Here is a 15,389-nt window from a genome sequence, read left to right on the forward strand (position 1 = left end):
ACGTCTTGCGCCCACGCCCTCGTGCAGTCAAAGCATGCGACGCAGAACGTCTTTTTCTGGATCCCGGTCGAGGAACCGATGCTTGAGAGCGCCGGCGATGTGCAGCAGTATCAGGACGAGCAGGGAATAGGCGAGTACTTTGTGCAGCCACTGGAACACGACGAACCAATCATCATTTTTCGGGAGCAGCTCCGGGAGGTTGACCCCGAAGAAGAACACCCCGTCACTCATCGTGTAGGTGCTCGACATGGAGTAACCCATCAACGGCACGATCACCAGCAGCCCATACATGACCCGTTGCACCAGGTTTGACATCACCTGTTCAGGCCCGGTCAGCGTGTGCAGCGGCTTCGGCAACCTGGGCGTCATGTAGCGCAGGGCGATCTGGACCAGCACCACCATGAACGTCAACACGCCGAAGGATTTGTGCCAGGGGTAATAGAGTTCGTACTTGCTTGCCACTTCATCATTCATCCCGGTCATGTGCCAGCCTGCCCAGAGGAGACCGGCTACGAGCACGGCACGCACCCAGTGCAACAGCAGCAGGGACGTTGGATACCGATCAATTATCTCTTGATTTGTGGTGTTCATCGCAGTCGCCTCATCAATCGTCAAAGACATCGGGAACGCACTTGAACCACCACCCTCGGCACCTCGCAGGGTTTGGAGGGTGGTTCGCTCAGTGCAATATTGTTCTCAGGCCGGTAGCAGTACGGTAATGACCTTCTCCTCGGTGTAGGCCAGTGCGCCGCTGAACCCTCCTTCACGGCCAATGCCGCTGTCCTTGACGCCGCCCCAGGGCAGGTTGGCGTCCAGCGGGCTCCAGCAGTTGATGCCTACGGCACCGGCCTTCACCGCAGCGGCCACGCGATGCGCTCGCACCAGGTCGCTCGTCCACACCGTGGCGGCGAGACCATAGCTGGAATCGTTGGCCAGCGCGACAGCCTCATCTTCGGTGTCGAAGACGATCACCGTGCCGACCGGGCCGAAGATCTCGTCCCGGGCGATCGCCATGTCATTGCGGGCATTGGCGAAAATCGTCGGCCGCACGAACCAACCTTGCTCAGGGTTCGATACACCACCGGCCAGCAGCGTAGCGCCTTGATCGATGCCCAGTTGGATGTAGCGGTTGACCCGATCGAACTGCGCTTTCTTGGCCACCGGTCCCATCTGCACGTCGGGCTGCCGGGGGTCACCCACCTTGACGGCACACGCGGCATTGGCAAGCGCGGCGGCGAAACGCTCTGCGAGGCTGCGCTGGACCAGGATGCGCGAACCGGCGGCACAGACCTGGCCCTGGTTGGCGAACAGGCCGAGGGTACAACCAAACAGCGCATCGTCGAAGGAGGCGTCATCGAAGACAATCTGCGGGCTCTTGCCGCCCAGCTCCAGTGCCACGCGCTTGAACAGTACACCGGCAGTGCGCTGGATCTCGCGTCCGGCCTCGGGGCTGCCGGTGAAGCTGATCTTGGCGACATCCGGGTGCTCGCACAGGGCACGGCCGACTTCATTGCCGTAACCGGTGACCACGTTGATCACACCGTCGGGAAAGCCCGCTTCCTGGGCCAGGGCCGCCAGGTGCAGGGCTGACTGCGGCGTTTCTTCCGACGGTTTGATCACCACGGTGCAACCTGCCGCCAACAACGCGGCGAGTTTCCAGACCGTGATCATCAGCGGTGAATTCCAAGGCACGATGGCCCCGACCACGCCCACCGGTTCGCGTACCGTGTACGAGAGGGTCTTGGTGCCAAAGTAGCCACCGGAAGGGATGGTGCGACCTTCGAACTGGTTGGCCCAGCCGGCGGCGGCACGCAAGTTGGCGAGCACGTTGGGAATGTCCAGGCGACGCGGCTCGATCGGCGAGCGCCCGATGGCGTCGGCGTCCATGTCGGCGAGCAAGTCGGTGTCGCGTTCCACCAGGTCCGCCAGCTTCAGCAGCAGCCGGCCGCGCTGGGCTCCGTCGAGCTGGCTCCAGGCGCCACCTTCAAGCTGCTTGCGCGCCGCTGCCACGGCGCGGTTCACGTCCTCGGCCGTACCGCGCGCGGCGCTGCCGTAGACCTGTTCCGTCACGGGGTTGATGAGGTTCGTTCGACGGCCGTCGGAGGCCTCGAAGGAGCCGCCTTCGATGAAGTGATTCAGATGCTGTGTCATGTTTGGATCCATGAATGTTGTGCAGTGGTCAGGTAGACCCGTTTCATGCCTTGAGCGAGGCCAGGGCGTCGCCGAAGATGTCCAGCGCCTTGAAGAACAGCGAGCGCGAGATCGTCAGCGAAGGCATGACACGCATCACGTTGCTGTAGCGACCGCAGGGGATCATCAGCACGCCGTGGTTCAGCAGGTAGCCCATGAGTTGGCCGATCCTGGCGCCTTCCAGCGGTGCCTTGGTGGCCGGGTCTTCAACCAGTTCGATGCCGATCATCAGGCCGCGGCCGCGCACCTCACCCACGAACGGGCTGTTGAAGCCACGGATACGTTCCTGCGCTTCCAGCCCCAGGGTGTGCGCACGGTTGAGCAGATCGAGCTCTGGATCCTGCAGGATGCTGATGTTGGTCAACGCCACGGCGGCGGACAACGAGTTGGCAGCGAAGGTGTTGGGCACCGAGCCGTCAGGAATCGCAGCGGCCAGGTCCGAGCGCATGATCAGGCCCGCCATGGGCAGGTCGCTGCCGATGCCTTTGCCGAACGTGAGCATGTCGGGTTTGACGCCCGAGTGTTCAACTGCCCACATCTTGCCTGTCCGCCCGGCGCCGGATTGCACTTCATCGACGATCAGCAGCGCGCCGCTGCGGTCGCAGGCCTTGCGCAAGAGCTGCAGGAACTCAGGCGAGGGAGGCACGTAGCCGCCTTCGCCCTGTACGGGCTCGACGATCACGGCGGCGACGTCATCGGCGGCGGTGTAGGGAGTGTTCAGCAAGTAGTCCACGTAATCGCCGGCGATCTGCTCGGCGCTTTTGTGGGTGGTATCGAACGGGAAACGGTAGGCATAAGGGTAGGGCGCGTGAATGACACCGCCCATCATGGCGCCGTAGCCCTTGCGGTAGGCCGTACCTGTCGTCAGCGCGCCTGATGCGTTCCACACGCCATGGTAGCCTCCATGGAAGGCGATGATCTGGTGCCGGCCGGTGATGCGCTTGGCGAACTTGACCGCGGCCTCCAATGCATCGCTGCCGCTTTGGGTAAAGAATGTGGTGCAATCGCCGCGCAAGCCATCGGGCGCGATCTCGGATATCTTGGCTGCCAGCTCGGTGCGTCGGGTGCTGTTGACTTCCAGGGCGTGCATCAACACTTCGGACTGTTCGCGGATGGCCTGTACCACTTTCGGGTGGCAGCGGCCCACGCTGCTGACGCCCACGCCGGCGGACAGGTCGATGTAGGTGTTGCCGTCCGGATCCTTGAAGGTCGCGCCGAACGCCCGGTCCATGGCCACCGGCATGCGTCCGCCGCCGCGGGCCATGGACTCGGTACGCGCCGACAACGCCAGGGCTTCGCGGGTCATGGGACCGGGGAGGGTGCTGGAAATAATCCGCGGGGCATCCGCGAAGTGGAGGGATTCAAGTTTGGCTTCACTCATGACGGTCTCTCTGGATGTCGATTGGAGTGTGCCGATCATCTCCAGCGCGCCTCCCCAAGCGGTAGCCCGAATCGGCACATGGGTGAATTGCGCCGAAGGTGGAGAGTGATATTCTGCTATGGAATTTTTCGAAATTCCTTTAATGTGCGAATATCGGTCAAGAAGGCAGGATAAGAACAATAATATTTGAGAGGCTTTCGCGTATTATGAGAAATATTCACATAAACCACTTTCGCGACGTCCACCTCCATGCCGCTACCGTCCAGGAGTGGAGTCAGGACTACAACCAGCTCACCGCCGGTTCGGCCGAAAGTACGCTCATGCAGCTGACCACTGCCCATTGCCACGTCTTTCGCGAGCAGATCAACCAGCGTGTCGTGCAGCACGGCGTGGCTCCTCGAGGCAAAATGTGTTTCGCGGTGCCGATCAACGTCCCGGGCGCGATTCGGATGCAAGGGCGCGACGTGGACGACAGCAGCCTGTTCTTTCTTCACGGCGGTGAGGAGTTCATGTTCCATATGCCGATGGGCATGGAGCTGCTTTCAATCACCTTCGAGCGAGAGTTGTTCGAGCAGGCGCTGGCGCAAACGGCCTCGGCGAAGGACATCAGCCAGCTGCTGCGTCAACCGGTGATCAGGGTTTCCACGCCGCACTTCGCGCAGGCGCGTCGGCGGTTGCTGGCGATATTCTCCCAGGCCCTGGTGAACGAAGAGCTCGACTATGTGTGGGAACAGGAGCTGGAACAGGCGATGCTCGGCGAGATGCTGCAGCTCATGACCGATCCGGCCTGCGACAAATACCAACGCACCACGAGCTCCACCCGTAGCTTCATTGTCGAGAAATGCCACCGTCTGACCACTGCCGAAATGAACAACGTGCCCAGCGTGGATGAGTTGTGCCAGCGCCTGCAGGTGAGTCGGCGTACCGTGCAGAACAGCTTCCGTGCGGTGGCCGAGACGACGCCGCTGAACTACCTGCGCTCGGTCAGGCTGAACGGTGTGCGCCGCACCTTGATGTCCACCCAGGCGTCGCATCTGTCGATTGGCGATGCCGCTGCCCAGTGGGGCTTTTATCACCTGAGCCACTTCGCGGCGGAGTACCAGGAACTGTTCGCGGAGCTGCCGTCTCATACCCAGCGCGCGGCCATTCCCGAGTGCGCCCTCGCCTGAGCAACACAACCCCTGTGGCGAGGGGATTTATCCCCGCTGGGCTGCGTAGCGGCCCCCATAAGGCTGGTGATAGTTGGCTGATACTCCACAAAACAGGGTTTGGGGCTGCTTCGCAGCCCAGCGGGGATAAATCCCCTCGCCACGGTTTTTGTGGGAAGGGCTGTCTGATGACCGATTTGGGTTACTGGGGCGTTGATGGGCAGGCATAGGATCGAACCCGGCGTGCAACAAGAACAATAAGCCATTCGGTGCCGGTGAACGGATGACTGCATCGATCCCACAGCGACTGCCTCATACAATAAGGTCAAGCACATGAGTGTATCTCTCCCGGTCAACAGCTCCACGGAGCTCAAGCGTGGTGCCTTGGGTGTCGGCTTCATCATTTTCTTCGTGGTGTCGGCGGCGAGCCCGCTGAGTGTCATCGCCGGTGGCTTCCCCATTGGCATCATGCTGGGTAACGGCGCCGGTACACCGGCGTTGCTGATCCTGGCCTTGCTGGTGTTGTTGATGTTCTCGGTGGGCTACACCACCATGTCCCGGCACGTCACCAATGCCGGTGGTTTCTACGCGTTCACCTCCCGTGGCCTGGGTGGCCTGGCGGGTGGTGCGGCAGGGGTGTTGGCGATGTTTGCCTACAACATCCTTCAGGTGGGGTTGTACGGCATGTTCGGCGGCGTGGTCAGCGGCACCATGGCCAGCGTGTTTGGCCTGGAACTGCCCTGGTGGGCTTATTCGTTGATGGCAATGGCCAGCGTCGCGATCCTGGGGTATCGCAAGATCGATCTCTCGGCCCGGGTGCTGTCGGTCATCGTGATTGCCGAGTACCTGGCGATCCTGAGCCTGGACTTCGCCATCCTCAGCACGGGCGGCGACAGTGGCGTCAATCTCGACGCGTTCGATCGCAGCCACGTGTTCAGCGGCACGCCGTCGATCGGCCTGCTGTTCTGCTTCGCCGCGTTCATCGGTTTCGAGGCCACGACCATCTATGGCGAAGAAGCCAGGAACCCGCAACGGACGATTCCGATTGCCACCTACTGCTCGGTACTGCTGATCGGCGGGTTTTATGCGCTGTCGGTCTGGTCGATGGTGGTGGGGGTGGGCGCGGACAAGATCGTGCCGATGCTGCAGGCCCTGCAGGATCCCACGACCTTTATCTACGGCATGTCCGATCACTTTGTCGGCCCGCACCTGACCCAGATTATCCGGGTGCTGTTCATGGTCAGTATCTATGCCGGGCTGCTGGCCTTTCATAACGCCGCCGCCCGTTACTTCTACGCCATCGGACGCGACGGGCTGTTGCCGCGCCAACTGGGAACGACTCATCGGGTCCACCAGAGTCCCCATATGGGCTCTGCCTTGCAGAGCTTGATTTCTGCGGTGGTGGTGCTGATTTTCGCCGCCATGGATGCCGATCCGATCCTGCAGTTGTTTGCCTGGCTGTCCAACCTGGCCACGCTGTGCGTGATCCTGCTGATGGCGCTCACGTCCGCCGCGGTATTTGCCTTTTCCCGCAGCCACCCCGAGCTGAGGCTCGGACTCTGGCGTGGGGGGATCTTTCCCGCGCTATCCTGCCTGGTCCTGTTGGCGGTCCTGATCATCGCGGTGCTGCATTTCGATGTGCTGACAGGCGCCAGCCAGACCTTGTCCTATGGCCTCTGCGCGATTATCCCCGCAGCTTTGCTGGCTGGAGTGTTCCTGGCGGCTCGACTGCGCAAGAGCGCCCCGGAGCGGTATCTGGCATTGGGGAGCCACAAGCTCTAGGAGGTCACAGGTGCTGCTTCAGGACGCGTATAAACTCAAGGGCCAGTTGCGAAGGTTCTTCCTGGGTAGGCAGCAGCAAGGCAATCTCGTACTTGATGGCGGGCTTGAAGGGTTTCAGGACCAGGTTGCGGGCGAAGGGACGGCTGACCACCGGATCGACCATACCGACGCCCATTCCGGAGCGGACCAGTTCGCATGCTGTCGCAAAGAACTCTGTCTCGGCCACCACGTTCCAGGATGACCCGTACGCCGAAAACGCCATTGCCAGTTGCTGGTAGAGGGGGTCGCCCTTGAACAGCGAAACGAACGGCACGCCATCCAGCTCCGCCGGGGTAATCATGTCCAATGCTGCCAGCGGGTGATCGGCAGGCATCATGCACTGGCATTCATAGGCAATCACCTCCATGCGGGACGTCGGATAGTCGAGCGGCAGCTCGGCAATGGCCAGGTCGAATTGCTGCGTCGTGATCAACTCACGAACGGACTGGGAGTTGCGGGTGATGACCTTGAGCTCCAGGCCCGGGCGCTCCCTGGCGAATTCGGCCATCAGGCGTGGCAGCAAACTGATCGAGATGCTGGCGTAGGCGGCGATCGCCAGATGACCGCGCTTGCCCGTGCGGATTTCCTTGGCGATGCGTTGGGTTTTCTCCACGGCCTCCAGCGCCCGTTCCGCCTCGATGAAGAACAGCCGGGCTTCAGGGGTAGGTTGCAGGCGACCGCCCTTGCGCACGAACAGTTTGAGGCCGGTTTCATGTTCCAGGTTGGCGATGGTGCTGCTGATCGCCGGCTGGGAAATATTCAAGAGCTCCGCAGCGCGGGTCATCGTGCCGTGAATCATCAAGGTTCTGAAGCACTCGAGCTGGCGGATTCGCATGGGTTGACCTATAGATCCAACTTATACTGAAGCCACTTTATATTATTGGTTTGAGGTTTTCTTCTGTGTTTTCCTTGATAGCAGGCCCATCAGCGCAGAGGAAAACCGCGACATGAACACGATGACTTCGATGACCCCCGGTGAGCGGCTTCTCCTGCCAGCGCGGCAGGGTGTAGCGCTACGGTTGAAGCAGGGGCAGACCCTCCAGGTGGTCAACACCCATGGCAAACAGGTGGTGGACACCTGGGCCTTCAACCCGGGCGACCTGCAGGAAGCCATGTCGATGGAGCACAGTCGTCCCTTCTGGTTGAAACTCAACCCACGGGAAGGCGACAGCTTGCTGACCAACAAGCGTCGCAGGATCCTGACGCTGGTCGAGGACACGACGCCGGGCATCCACGACACCCTGGTCGCCGCCTGTGACCCGACCCGCTATGTTCAACTGGGCGTCGTCGGCCATCACGCCAGCTGCAACGAAAACCTCTTCCTGGCCCTGGAGGCCATCGGTCTGTTGGCGCCTGATACGCCGAGCCCCTTGAACCTCTTCATGAACGTCCCGGTGCGCGAAGATGGACGCATCGAGTTTGCCGAGCCTGTCAGCAAGCCAGGACAATATGTCTGCCTCAAAGCGGAAATGGACGCTATTGTGGTGCTGTCCGCCTGCCCTCAGGACGTGACGGCGGTAAACGGCATGCGGCCCCAGGACGTCCATTACCGCATCCTCTGACGGATCGCCAACCTGCTGGCACCTGTTGCTCGCCAGCAGGATACTGAATACGTCGCAAGCACCCCGTCGGGTGCCCGGAGAAAACCATGCGCAAAATCCCCCCTCTGAATTCCGTGCGCGCGTTTGAGGCGGTCGCACGGCACCAGAGTTTTTCTGCCGCGGCGAACGAGCTCTCGGTGACGGTCGCCGCGGTCAGCCATCAAGTGCGCCAATTGGAAGAAGGCTTGGGGCAAAAGCTCCTGGAAAGAGGCCGAATGGTGACCCTCACGCCTGCCGGGAAGGCGATCTATCCGTTGCTGCGCGAGGGCTTCGACCAGATTGCCCAGGCGTTTGCCTTGTTGGGCGGGGCAAAGGAGGGCGATGCCATCCACGTGTCCACCACACGGGCCTTCGCCGAACGTTGGCTCATGCCGCGTCTGGCGAAGTTCAACGAGATTTATCCGAACATCGTGGTGTCCATCCACGCCTCGGAAAAAGTCGTGGACTTGCGTGCTGAGACCGTCGACCTGGCGATCCGATATGGACCGGTCGATGCCGAAGTGCGCGGGCCGGTGTTGTTCGAAGACCGGTTCATCGCGGTCGCGGACAAGCGCATTTGCCCACTGGAACACAACGCAACGATCAACGATTTCCCTAATCGATCGCTGCTGGCGTTCAAATGGAAGAACCAGGCACTCGAAGCCCCCTCGTGGTCGGCCTGGCTGGCCGGGGTCAAACGCGATACCTCGGGTGATTTGCGAATCTCCTGGTACAGCGAGGAAACCCTGGCGCTGCATGCGCTGGAGCGGGGCCTGGGGCCCTTGCTGTGCAGCGATGTGCTGATTGACGATGAGTTGCGTTCGGGGCGGATCCGGCGGCTAGAAGGACCGACCTTGGCGGGCTTCACCTATCACCTGATTGAAAACAGCCATGGCCACCCACGACGCAGCCTGGCGCTGTTCAGGGAATGGCTCCTGGACGAGGCCAGGTCATTCAGGGGCAATGCCCTCAATGACCTGGCGGGACATCAACGGTTACTCACCACCTGAGGCCATCCGCGAGCATGGCCGACTCTATGGCCAGGCATGCGCTGAGCAGTGGGTCATCGCGACCCCGGGTCGTCGAGAACAGCACTGAAGTGGCAAGCCCGAGGCTGTCCTGGCCGGATGGGAGGGCAACCCCCGGCATGTCCAGCAGGCTGCCGATCATAGTGAGTGACAAGGTCTCCAGATTGACCGCCGCGAACAGCGCGTCGTCCTGCTCCAGGGGCGCCATGGGCGGGGCGACATGCTTGACCGTCGGCATCACCAGCAAGGCACCGTCGAGCTCATCCTCGATGGCCGCCATCAGTGCTTCACGTGACTGTCGGATCCTGGCCTCGGTGGCCGAGTCGATGTCCTTGGCCGCACGCAGGCGCGCGCGCACGCGTCTGTCCATCCGGACACCTTGCGGGCTTTCCACGATCGGGCCCAGTAGACGCCAGGCTTCTATCGCGCCCAACCAGACCGAACGGGCAATCAGTTCACGGGTTTGGGCAACGGCGGCAAACGTTCGATACTCAACCTGGGTCCCGGCGGCGCGCAGCCGTTCCATCGTGGCGACAAGGTTCTGCCGTACCGCTGGTTGCAGCGCCGGGTCGGACAACACACCTTCGTCGACTACAAGGCGCAGGTCCGAAAGCCTCGCAGCCGGGCAGCCCCCGTCGTTGATCCCGCGCATCGCCCTGTCCAGCGCGGCGCAGTCAGCCACGCTGCGGGCGAAGGCGCCCAGGCTGTCGAGCGTGACAGCGAGGGGGTGAACGCCTTGCTGGCTGTATCGGCCTGTCGAGGCCTTGTAGCCGACCACGCCATTGAACGCCGCCGGGACGCGAATCGAGCCGGCGGTGTCCGTGCCAATGGCGCTGGTGACGATGCCCCGTTGAACCGCGATGGCCGAACCGGAGGAGGAGCCGCCGGGCACGCGGGTTTCATCGACCACGACAGCTGAGGCCGGTGTCCCGAAATGCGGGTTCAGGCCCAGGCCGGAATAAGCGAACTCCACGAGGTTGGTTTTCCCCAGCGGGATCATGCCCTGCGCGGTGAGGGCGGCGATGACTGCCGCATCCTCGACGGCGATCTCAGCGTCGACCCGCGTGATGGAGCCGGCCGTCGTCCGGCTGCCGGCAACGTCCAGCAGGTCTTTGACCGCGTAGGGAATGCCGTCGAAAGCGCTCAACGGGGTGCCTTGTTGCCAGCGCCGGGTCGACGCGCGGGCGGCGTCGAGGGCGCGTTGCTCCAGCAGGGAGATGAACACCGGCTGCGCTTCTTTCGCCGCGGCCAATGCGCAGGCGACCAACTCATCGGGTGTCGTCAGGCCTTGCCTCAATCGCTCGGCGGTTTGCAACATGGTGATCATGTGTTCTCCCTTGTCGAATAGGCCACGGTGCTGGACGCTCAAGCCAGCGACACCTGGTGTTGTCTTTGCTCGATCATCTGCCGGACCAGCACCGGAACGGCGTCGAAGGCATTGGCGATGGAGGCTTCATGGCGAGCGTCGGCAAACTCCTGGTAGTCGATGGAAATCACATGGGTTTCATTCACGCCCAGGTAGTGCGCGCACGTCTGGATGTGCGTGTCCAGGTGGTTCATGTTCTCGCGAACGCCACCCGGGCCAAACCCGAATTCGCCTCGGGACGACAGGATGACCAGTTTCTTGCCGCTCATGATCGGTTCCAGTGGGTAGTCGCCACGCTCCAGGTCGAAGGTGAAGGTTTTGCCGATTCGGATCACCTTGTCAAACCAGGACTTGAGCGCGGCGGGCATCCCGTAGTTGTACATCGGGGTGCCGATGACGATGACGTCGGCGCGGTCGAGCTCATCGATCAGTTCGTCCGAGAGGCGGATTTGCTCACGTTTTTGCGGCGTCATCTGCTCTTCGGGGGTGAAGACCGCGGCAATCCAGGCTTCGGTCACGAAAGGAGGTGGGTTGCGGCCGATGTCACGGGTGATGACCTGGGTGTTGGCATCGCGCTCACGCCACGCCTCGACAAAGGCCTGGGACAGTTTACGGCTCAGTGAGCGGTCGGATCGTGCGCTGGCGTCAATGTGAAGAAGGGTGGTCATGTCATGTTTCCTGTTAATACCGAGGTGGAAATACCTCAGTGACGGAGACAAGTTGGCCATGGGGTTCAGTTGTTCGACTATTGATATTTATTTGAACGACATCAAATAAAACTCAACAAGTGAATATTCTTGCTCGGACTGTTTTGAAAAGACGTTATTTTCAGCCCTGAAAGGCTAGTTTCATGCCTGGAAGTCTTGCGCGCTTAAGGAAAACTCAAGACGGCAAGTTTTCTAAAGGACGCTTTAGTTATCGTCAATTACTTAAATTTGCGGACCTCGCTTTAATGAATCCGGGCGATACAGGTGGTCGCCGGTCAGCGAGGAAAATAATAATGTCAACGCGTCGCGAATCTGAAAACAGCTTAATCAACGAGGCTAACTATGATGCACTCGGTGTCGAGCCCGTGCCCGATAGTCATCGCACTTCTACACCCCTGGACCAGTTCTGGATCTGGGCAGGGGCGAACGTGGCTCCGATCAACTGGGTATTGGGTGCCATCGGTATCCAGCTGGGCCTGAGCCTGATCGAAACCCTGCTGGTCATCGTGGTCGGCAACCTGTTGGGCGCCGCCTTGTTCGGCGGCATCTGCATCATGGGACACCGCACGGGAGTGCCGCAGATGGTGCTGTCCCGGCTGGCGTTTGGCCGACGCGGTGCCTACCTCCCGACCCTCATGCAAGTGCTGATGCCGATGGGCTGGGTGGCGACCAACACATGGATCGTGCTGGACCTTGCGGTGGCCGCCCTGGAACGAATCGGCATCAGTGGTGGCATGGAGCTCAAGTACGGCATTGCCCTGGTCGTCATGATCGTGCAGGTCGGGATCGCCGCCTGGGGTTTCAACGCAATCAAGTGCTTCGAGCGCTACACCATGCCGGTGATCCTGCTGATCATGGTGGTAATGACCGGTCTGGCCTTCACACACGTGGATATCCAGTGGCAGCGTTCGACCGTCGAGGGCATCGGCAAGCTCTCGGCCATGAGCAGTCTCATGACGGCGATCGGGATCGGTTGGGGCATTTCGTGGCTGGTATACGCTTCGGACTACACCCGCTTCACCCAGCGCAAACTGTCCGATGGGCAGGTGTTCCGCTCGACGTTCCTCGGCATGTTCCTGCCCACCGTATGGCTGGCTTTCCTCGGCGCGGCGATTGCCTCCGCGGGTGCCGGCTCGGACCCGGCACAATTGATCATTGCGGTCTTCGGCACCATGGCGTTGCCGGTCCTCCTGGTGCTGCTTCATGGTCCGGTGGCCACCAACATCGTGGTCATCTACTCGGCAGCGCTGGCCACCTTGTCCCTGGACCTGCGCGTCCCACGCTGGGTGGTTTCAACGGTCTCGGGCCTGGTGGCGCTGTTCATCCTCTATCTGTTCCTGCAATCCGGCGAGTTTGTCCACGCCTTTGAAAACCTGATGGTGTTTTTCGTGGTGTGGATCAGTCCGTGGGCGGGTATCACCCTGGTCGATTTTTTCCTGATTCGCCGGGGCCAGGTCGACTTGAAGTCGCTCTACTGCCATCACTCGGAAAGCAACTGCACCGATGTGAACTGGAGAGGGGTATTTGCACTGGCGGTCGGGGTGTTGGCGGCCTGGTTATTCCAGGTAGGCACCATTCAATCGCTGCAAGGCCCTCTTGCGATGGCATTGGGTGGAATTGATTTGTCCTGGTTGGCCGGGTTTGGCGTGGGCGGCGGTATTTATTACGTATTGCACCGTTCGCGCCCCACTGAAGTTATTCGCTCGTCAGTGATGGCCAAGTAAGCGCTGTGCAACGATTCATCATTAAAGAGGTTATTGCAAATGTCTCATCTTGAACAAACCAATGTGCTGGCTGCGTTGAGCGGCGGCGCCGAGATCGATGCGTTCCTGGGCAACGTCGTGGAGATCGCGATCGTGACCCGGGACCACAAACGCACCATGGACGGCTTGCTCAAGCTGGGGATTGGTCCATGGCGGGTGTACACCTTCAGCCCGGAGAACACCCAGAACCAGACGTACCACGGTGAACCGGCCGATTTTGTGCTGAAAGTCTGCTTCGCCCAATCCGGAAACATGGTCTGGGAGCTGATGGAGCCGGTGTCCGGGCCGACGATTTTCGCCGACTTCCTGGAAAAACACGGCGAAGGGATCCAGCACGTTGCCTATGACTGCAACAACATTCCGTTCGAGGAACGTATCGCTGAATTGCAGCGGCGCGGTTTCAAATGCGTGCAGTCCGGCTCCTGGATGGGTGTGAATCATTTCGCGTTCTTCGGCACCGAGGCCGACACCACCACGGTCTTCGAAACCTACGCCTTTCCTGACGATTGGGATTATCCGGAGCCGGAGTCCTGGTATCCGCCACGGGCATAAGCCCGCACGGCATCACCAGGTTTCGCCTGGGCGCCACTAGGTACAGAGCCTAGCGTCCAGGCTTGGCCGCTTTGCAACGACACAGGAGTAGAACCATGAACCCTGTCCGGATGGATAACATCAGTTGGGTGGACTATGAGCGCCGAGTGCGATCAGGCGCAGTGGTCTTGCTGCCTATCGGCGCCACAGAGCAGCACGGGCCCCATCTGCCCTTGGGTACTGACGCCTTGCTCGCCAGTGCAATCAGTGAAGACGTGGCACGGGAGATCGACGGTGTGGTCGCCCCGGCCTTGTCCTACGGCTATAAATCCCAGCCCAAGTGTGGAGGCGGGCAGCACTTCTGCGGCACCACCAGCGTGGATGGCGCGACGCTGATCGCCATGGTCCGCGATGCCGTGCGTGAGTTTCATCGCCATGGCGTGAAGCGCCTGGTCCTGGTGATCGGTCACTATGAAAACCAATGGTTCGTGACCGAAGGTATCGAGCTGGCGATGCGCGATATCGGCCCGGAGGCCGGACTGGAGGTCATGCGCCTGGAGCACTGGGAGTTCGTGAAGTCACAGACCCTCGACAAGGTCTTTCCGAACGGCTTTCCTGGCATCGCATTGGAGCACGCAGCAGTCATCGAGACGTCGATGATGCTGCATTATCACCCGGAGCTGGTGTCCCTGGACCAAATCCCCGATCACGGCCCGGCCGAGTTCCCGGTCTACGACATGTACCCGACCCGAACCGAATGGGTGCCGGCCAGCGGCGTGCTGTCATCCGCGCTGGGGTCGAGCGCAGAGAAGGGGCAGTTGCTGGTGGCGGATGTCATCAGCGGTATCGTCCAGGCGGTGCGGTCGGAGTTCAGGCTCGCCGGGGCCGAGTCGCAGGTTTCAAACGACTGAACCGGGTTCTTGTGCAGGGTTGCCGGACGCAAACATCGGCAACCGCTGCAACATCCAGTTCAGCAACTCTTGGGCAGGGGCCGCCAGCGCCCGTCCGGACTTCACCAGCAGTTTCGCCTCCACCCCTTGGAACAGTGGATGATCGACGGCCACCACCGCGAGGCTGCCTTGCGCAATCTCCCGATAGGCCGCCACTTCGCCCAATAGCGAGGCAAACTCGCCGCTGGCGACAAGGCGCTTGAGGGCGGCCAAGGAGTTGCTGACCAGCGCCGGACGGATCTCGATTTTCTCGGCGTACTCGAGCATCTTCAGCGCGTGGCCTATACCGAAGCTTGGCGGCGTCAGCACCAGTGGGCAGTCGAGCAAGTCAGCGACGGTTGCCATTGTCCCTTTCAAGGCCAGCGGATGGTCCGGGCGAACCAGCAGCATGACGGGCTGCCGGGACGTCGCGCGGTAATCGATGTGAACGTGGGGAGGCGGGTTGTAGGCCAGGCCGATGTGTGCGCGATTTTCCGCGATTTCGTTCAGGACATCGTCCACGGGCAGTATGTCCAGCCTGACGTCGAGCTTGGGATACTGTTTACAGAACGGTGCGAGCACGTGGTCCACCAGGGTATCGACGTAACCTTCGCTGATGACCACCCGCACGTGTCCCTGTTGCAGCCCCTTGATGGCCTGGAGCTGATCTTCGAGCTTCTCCTGATGTGATCGATAGCCGCGCCAGAACTCCAGCAGGTGTGCGGCAGCCTCGGTGGGCTGGACGCCACGGGCCTGGCGTTCGAACAGCCGGGTGCCCAATTCCTCTTCCAGCAACTTGATCTGACGGGTGATCACCGAGGGGGAGGTGTTGATGCTATCCGCTGCGCCACGGATCGATCCGTGGGTCAGCACTTCATGAAAATACCGCAAGCGTTGCTGGTTGATCTCGCGCATGGCTGGTGTCCTTTCGAATCTGCGTTGCCC

The 15,389-nt window shown here is 61.2% G+C and carries 14 protein-coding genes; 7 read left to right on the forward strand and 7 right to left on the reverse strand.

Translation table 11 applies throughout. From position 1 onward, the window contains the following. Positions 1-27: 27 nt before the first annotated feature. The 3 genes from AD665_RS22845 to AD665_RS22855 all read right to left on the reverse strand — a co-directional run bounded on the left by AD665_RS22845 (position 28) and on the right by AD665_RS22855 (position 3,571). On the reverse strand, positions 28-591 hold the full coding sequence (locus AD665_RS22845; RefSeq protein WP_024777282.1) for a cytochrome b: 564 nt from the start codon (positions 589-591) through the stop codon (positions 28-30). A 105-nt stretch (positions 592-696) separates the two neighbouring features. Then, entirely contained in the window at positions 697-2,151 is a 1,455-nt protein-coding gene (locus AD665_RS22850; RefSeq protein ID WP_053193915.1) for an aldehyde dehydrogenase family protein, read from the reverse strand. Positions 2,152-2,194: 43 nt separating this feature from the next. Next, positions 2,195-3,571, reverse strand: coding sequence for an aspartate aminotransferase family protein (locus AD665_RS22855; protein ID WP_053193917.1), 1,377 nt, complete (start codon positions 3,569-3,571; stop codon positions 2,195-2,197). Positions 3,572-3,777: 206 nt separating this feature from the next. On the opposite strand from AD665_RS22855, the gene AD665_RS22860 reads away from it, so the two are divergent. Continuing rightward, positions 3,778-4,740, forward strand: coding sequence for a helix-turn-helix domain-containing protein (locus AD665_RS22860; RefSeq protein ID WP_053193919.1), 963 nt, complete (start codon positions 3,778-3,780; stop codon positions 4,738-4,740). Between the two features lie 312 nt (positions 4,741-5,052). Next, entirely contained in the window at positions 5,053-6,501 is a 1,449-nt protein-coding gene (locus tag AD665_RS22865; RefSeq protein WP_053193921.1) for an APC family permease, read from the forward strand. A 4-nt stretch (positions 6,502-6,505) separates the two neighbouring features. Here AD665_RS22865 and AD665_RS22870 read toward each other — a convergent pair whose 3' ends face one another. Beyond that, a complete protein-coding gene (locus AD665_RS22870; RefSeq protein WP_053193923.1) occupies positions 6,506-7,375 on the reverse strand; it encodes a LysR substrate-binding domain-containing protein in 870 nt (289 codons plus the stop codon). Positions 7,376-7,487: 112 nt separating this feature from the next. On the opposite strand from AD665_RS22870, the gene AD665_RS22875 reads away from it, so the two are divergent. Together AD665_RS22875 and AD665_RS22880 are read left to right on the forward strand one after the other, a co-directional pair. Beyond that, the gene (locus AD665_RS22875) at positions 7,488-8,102 is read left to right on the forward strand and encodes a DUF1989 domain-containing protein (RefSeq protein ID WP_080996612.1); all 615 of its coding nucleotides are present in this window, start codon (positions 7,488-7,490) and stop codon (positions 8,100-8,102) included. 86 nt (positions 8,103-8,188) lie between these two features. Then, a complete protein-coding gene (locus AD665_RS22880) occupies positions 8,189-9,130 on the forward strand; it encodes a LysR family transcriptional regulator (protein ID WP_053193924.1) in 942 nt (313 codons plus the stop codon). Here the strand turns inward: AD665_RS22880 and AD665_RS22885 are convergent. Both AD665_RS22885 and AD665_RS22890 read right to left on the reverse strand, forming a co-directional pair. Next, the gene (locus AD665_RS22885; RefSeq protein ID WP_053193926.1) at positions 9,120-10,475 is read right to left on the reverse strand and encodes an amidase family protein; all 1,356 of its coding nucleotides are present in this window, start codon (positions 10,473-10,475) and stop codon (positions 9,120-9,122) included. The two genes, AD665_RS22880 and AD665_RS22885, sit on opposite strands and share 11 nt — an antisense overlap. 38 nt (positions 10,476-10,513) lie before the next feature. Then, complete coding sequence (locus AD665_RS22890; RefSeq protein WP_053193929.1) at positions 10,514-11,182, reverse strand: FMN-dependent NADH-azoreductase; 669 nt, start codon at positions 11,180-11,182, stop codon at positions 10,514-10,516. A 404-nt stretch (positions 11,183-11,586) separates the two neighbouring features. Here AD665_RS22890 and AD665_RS22895 point away from each other — a divergent pair, with 404 nt between their 5' ends. From AD665_RS22895 to AD665_RS22905, 3 genes are all read left to right on the forward strand, one after another. Then, positions 11,587-12,945, forward strand: a complete 1,359-nt coding sequence (locus AD665_RS22895; protein ID WP_231995031.1) for a purine-cytosine permease family protein — start codon at positions 11,587-11,589, stop codon at positions 12,943-12,945. A 39-nt stretch (positions 12,946-12,984) separates the two neighbouring features. Then, on the forward strand, positions 12,985-13,536 hold the full coding sequence (locus tag AD665_RS22900; protein WP_053193933.1) for a VOC family protein: 552 nt from the start codon (positions 12,985-12,987) through the stop codon (positions 13,534-13,536). 95 nt (positions 13,537-13,631) lie between these two features. Beyond that, positions 13,632-14,426, forward strand: coding sequence for a creatininase (locus AD665_RS22905; protein ID WP_024777271.1), 795 nt, complete (start codon positions 13,632-13,634; stop codon positions 14,424-14,426). Here AD665_RS22905 and AD665_RS22910 read toward each other — a convergent pair. Then, the gene (locus AD665_RS22910; protein WP_053193935.1) at positions 14,415-15,359 is read right to left on the reverse strand and encodes a LysR family transcriptional regulator; all 945 of its coding nucleotides are present in this window, start codon (positions 15,357-15,359) and stop codon (positions 14,415-14,417) included. The genes AD665_RS22905 and AD665_RS22910 overlap by 12 nt on opposite strands. Between the last annotated feature and the right edge of the window lie 30 nt (positions 15,360-15,389).

The organism is Pseudomonas corrugata (genome assembly GCF_001269905.1).
GTDB lineage: Bacteria > Pseudomonadota > Gammaproteobacteria > Pseudomonadales > Pseudomonadaceae > Aquipseudomonas > Aquipseudomonas corrugata.

Excerpts from the sequence above, each read along its gene's own strand:
- AD665_RS22845 (WP_024777282.1), bottom strand. The coding sequence starts at position 591 with ATGAACACCACAAATCAAGAGATAATTGATCGGTATCCAACGTCCCTG.
- AD665_RS22850 (WP_053193915.1), bottom strand. The coding sequence starts at position 2,151 with ATGACACAGCATCTGAATCACTTCATCGAAGGCGGCTCCTTCGAGGCC.
- AD665_RS22855 (WP_053193917.1), bottom strand. The coding sequence starts at position 3,571 with ATGAGTGAAGCCAAACTTGAATCCCTCCACTTCGCGGATGCCCCGCGG.
- AD665_RS22860 (WP_053193919.1), top strand. The coding sequence starts at position 3,778 with ATGAGAAATATTCACATAAACCACTTTCGCGACGTCCACCTCCATGCC.
- AD665_RS22865 (WP_053193921.1), top strand. The coding sequence starts at position 5,053 with ATGAGTGTATCTCTCCCGGTCAACAGCTCCACGGAGCTCAAGCGTGGT.
- AD665_RS22870 (WP_053193923.1), bottom strand. The coding sequence starts at position 7,375 with ATGCGAATCCGCCAGCTCGAGTGCTTCAGAACCTTGATGATTCACGGC.
- AD665_RS22875 (WP_080996612.1), top strand. The coding sequence starts at position 7,488 with ATGAACACGATGACTTCGATGACCCCCGGTGAGCGGCTTCTCCTGCCA.
- AD665_RS22880 (WP_053193924.1), top strand. The coding sequence starts at position 8,189 with ATGCGCAAAATCCCCCCTCTGAATTCCGTGCGCGCGTTTGAGGCGGTC.
- AD665_RS22885 (WP_053193926.1), bottom strand. The coding sequence starts at position 10,475 with ATGATCACCATGTTGCAAACCGCCGAGCGATTGAGGCAAGGCCTGACG.
- AD665_RS22890 (WP_053193929.1), bottom strand. The coding sequence starts at position 11,182 with ATGACCACCCTTCTTCACATTGACGCCAGCGCACGATCCGACCGCTCA.
- AD665_RS22900 (WP_053193933.1), top strand. The coding sequence starts at position 12,985 with ATGTCTCATCTTGAACAAACCAATGTGCTGGCTGCGTTGAGCGGCGGC.
- AD665_RS22905 (WP_024777271.1), top strand. The coding sequence starts at position 13,632 with ATGAACCCTGTCCGGATGGATAACATCAGTTGGGTGGACTATGAGCGC.
- AD665_RS22910 (WP_053193935.1), bottom strand. The coding sequence starts at position 15,359 with ATGCGCGAGATCAACCAGCAACGCTTGCGGTATTTTCATGAAGTGCTG.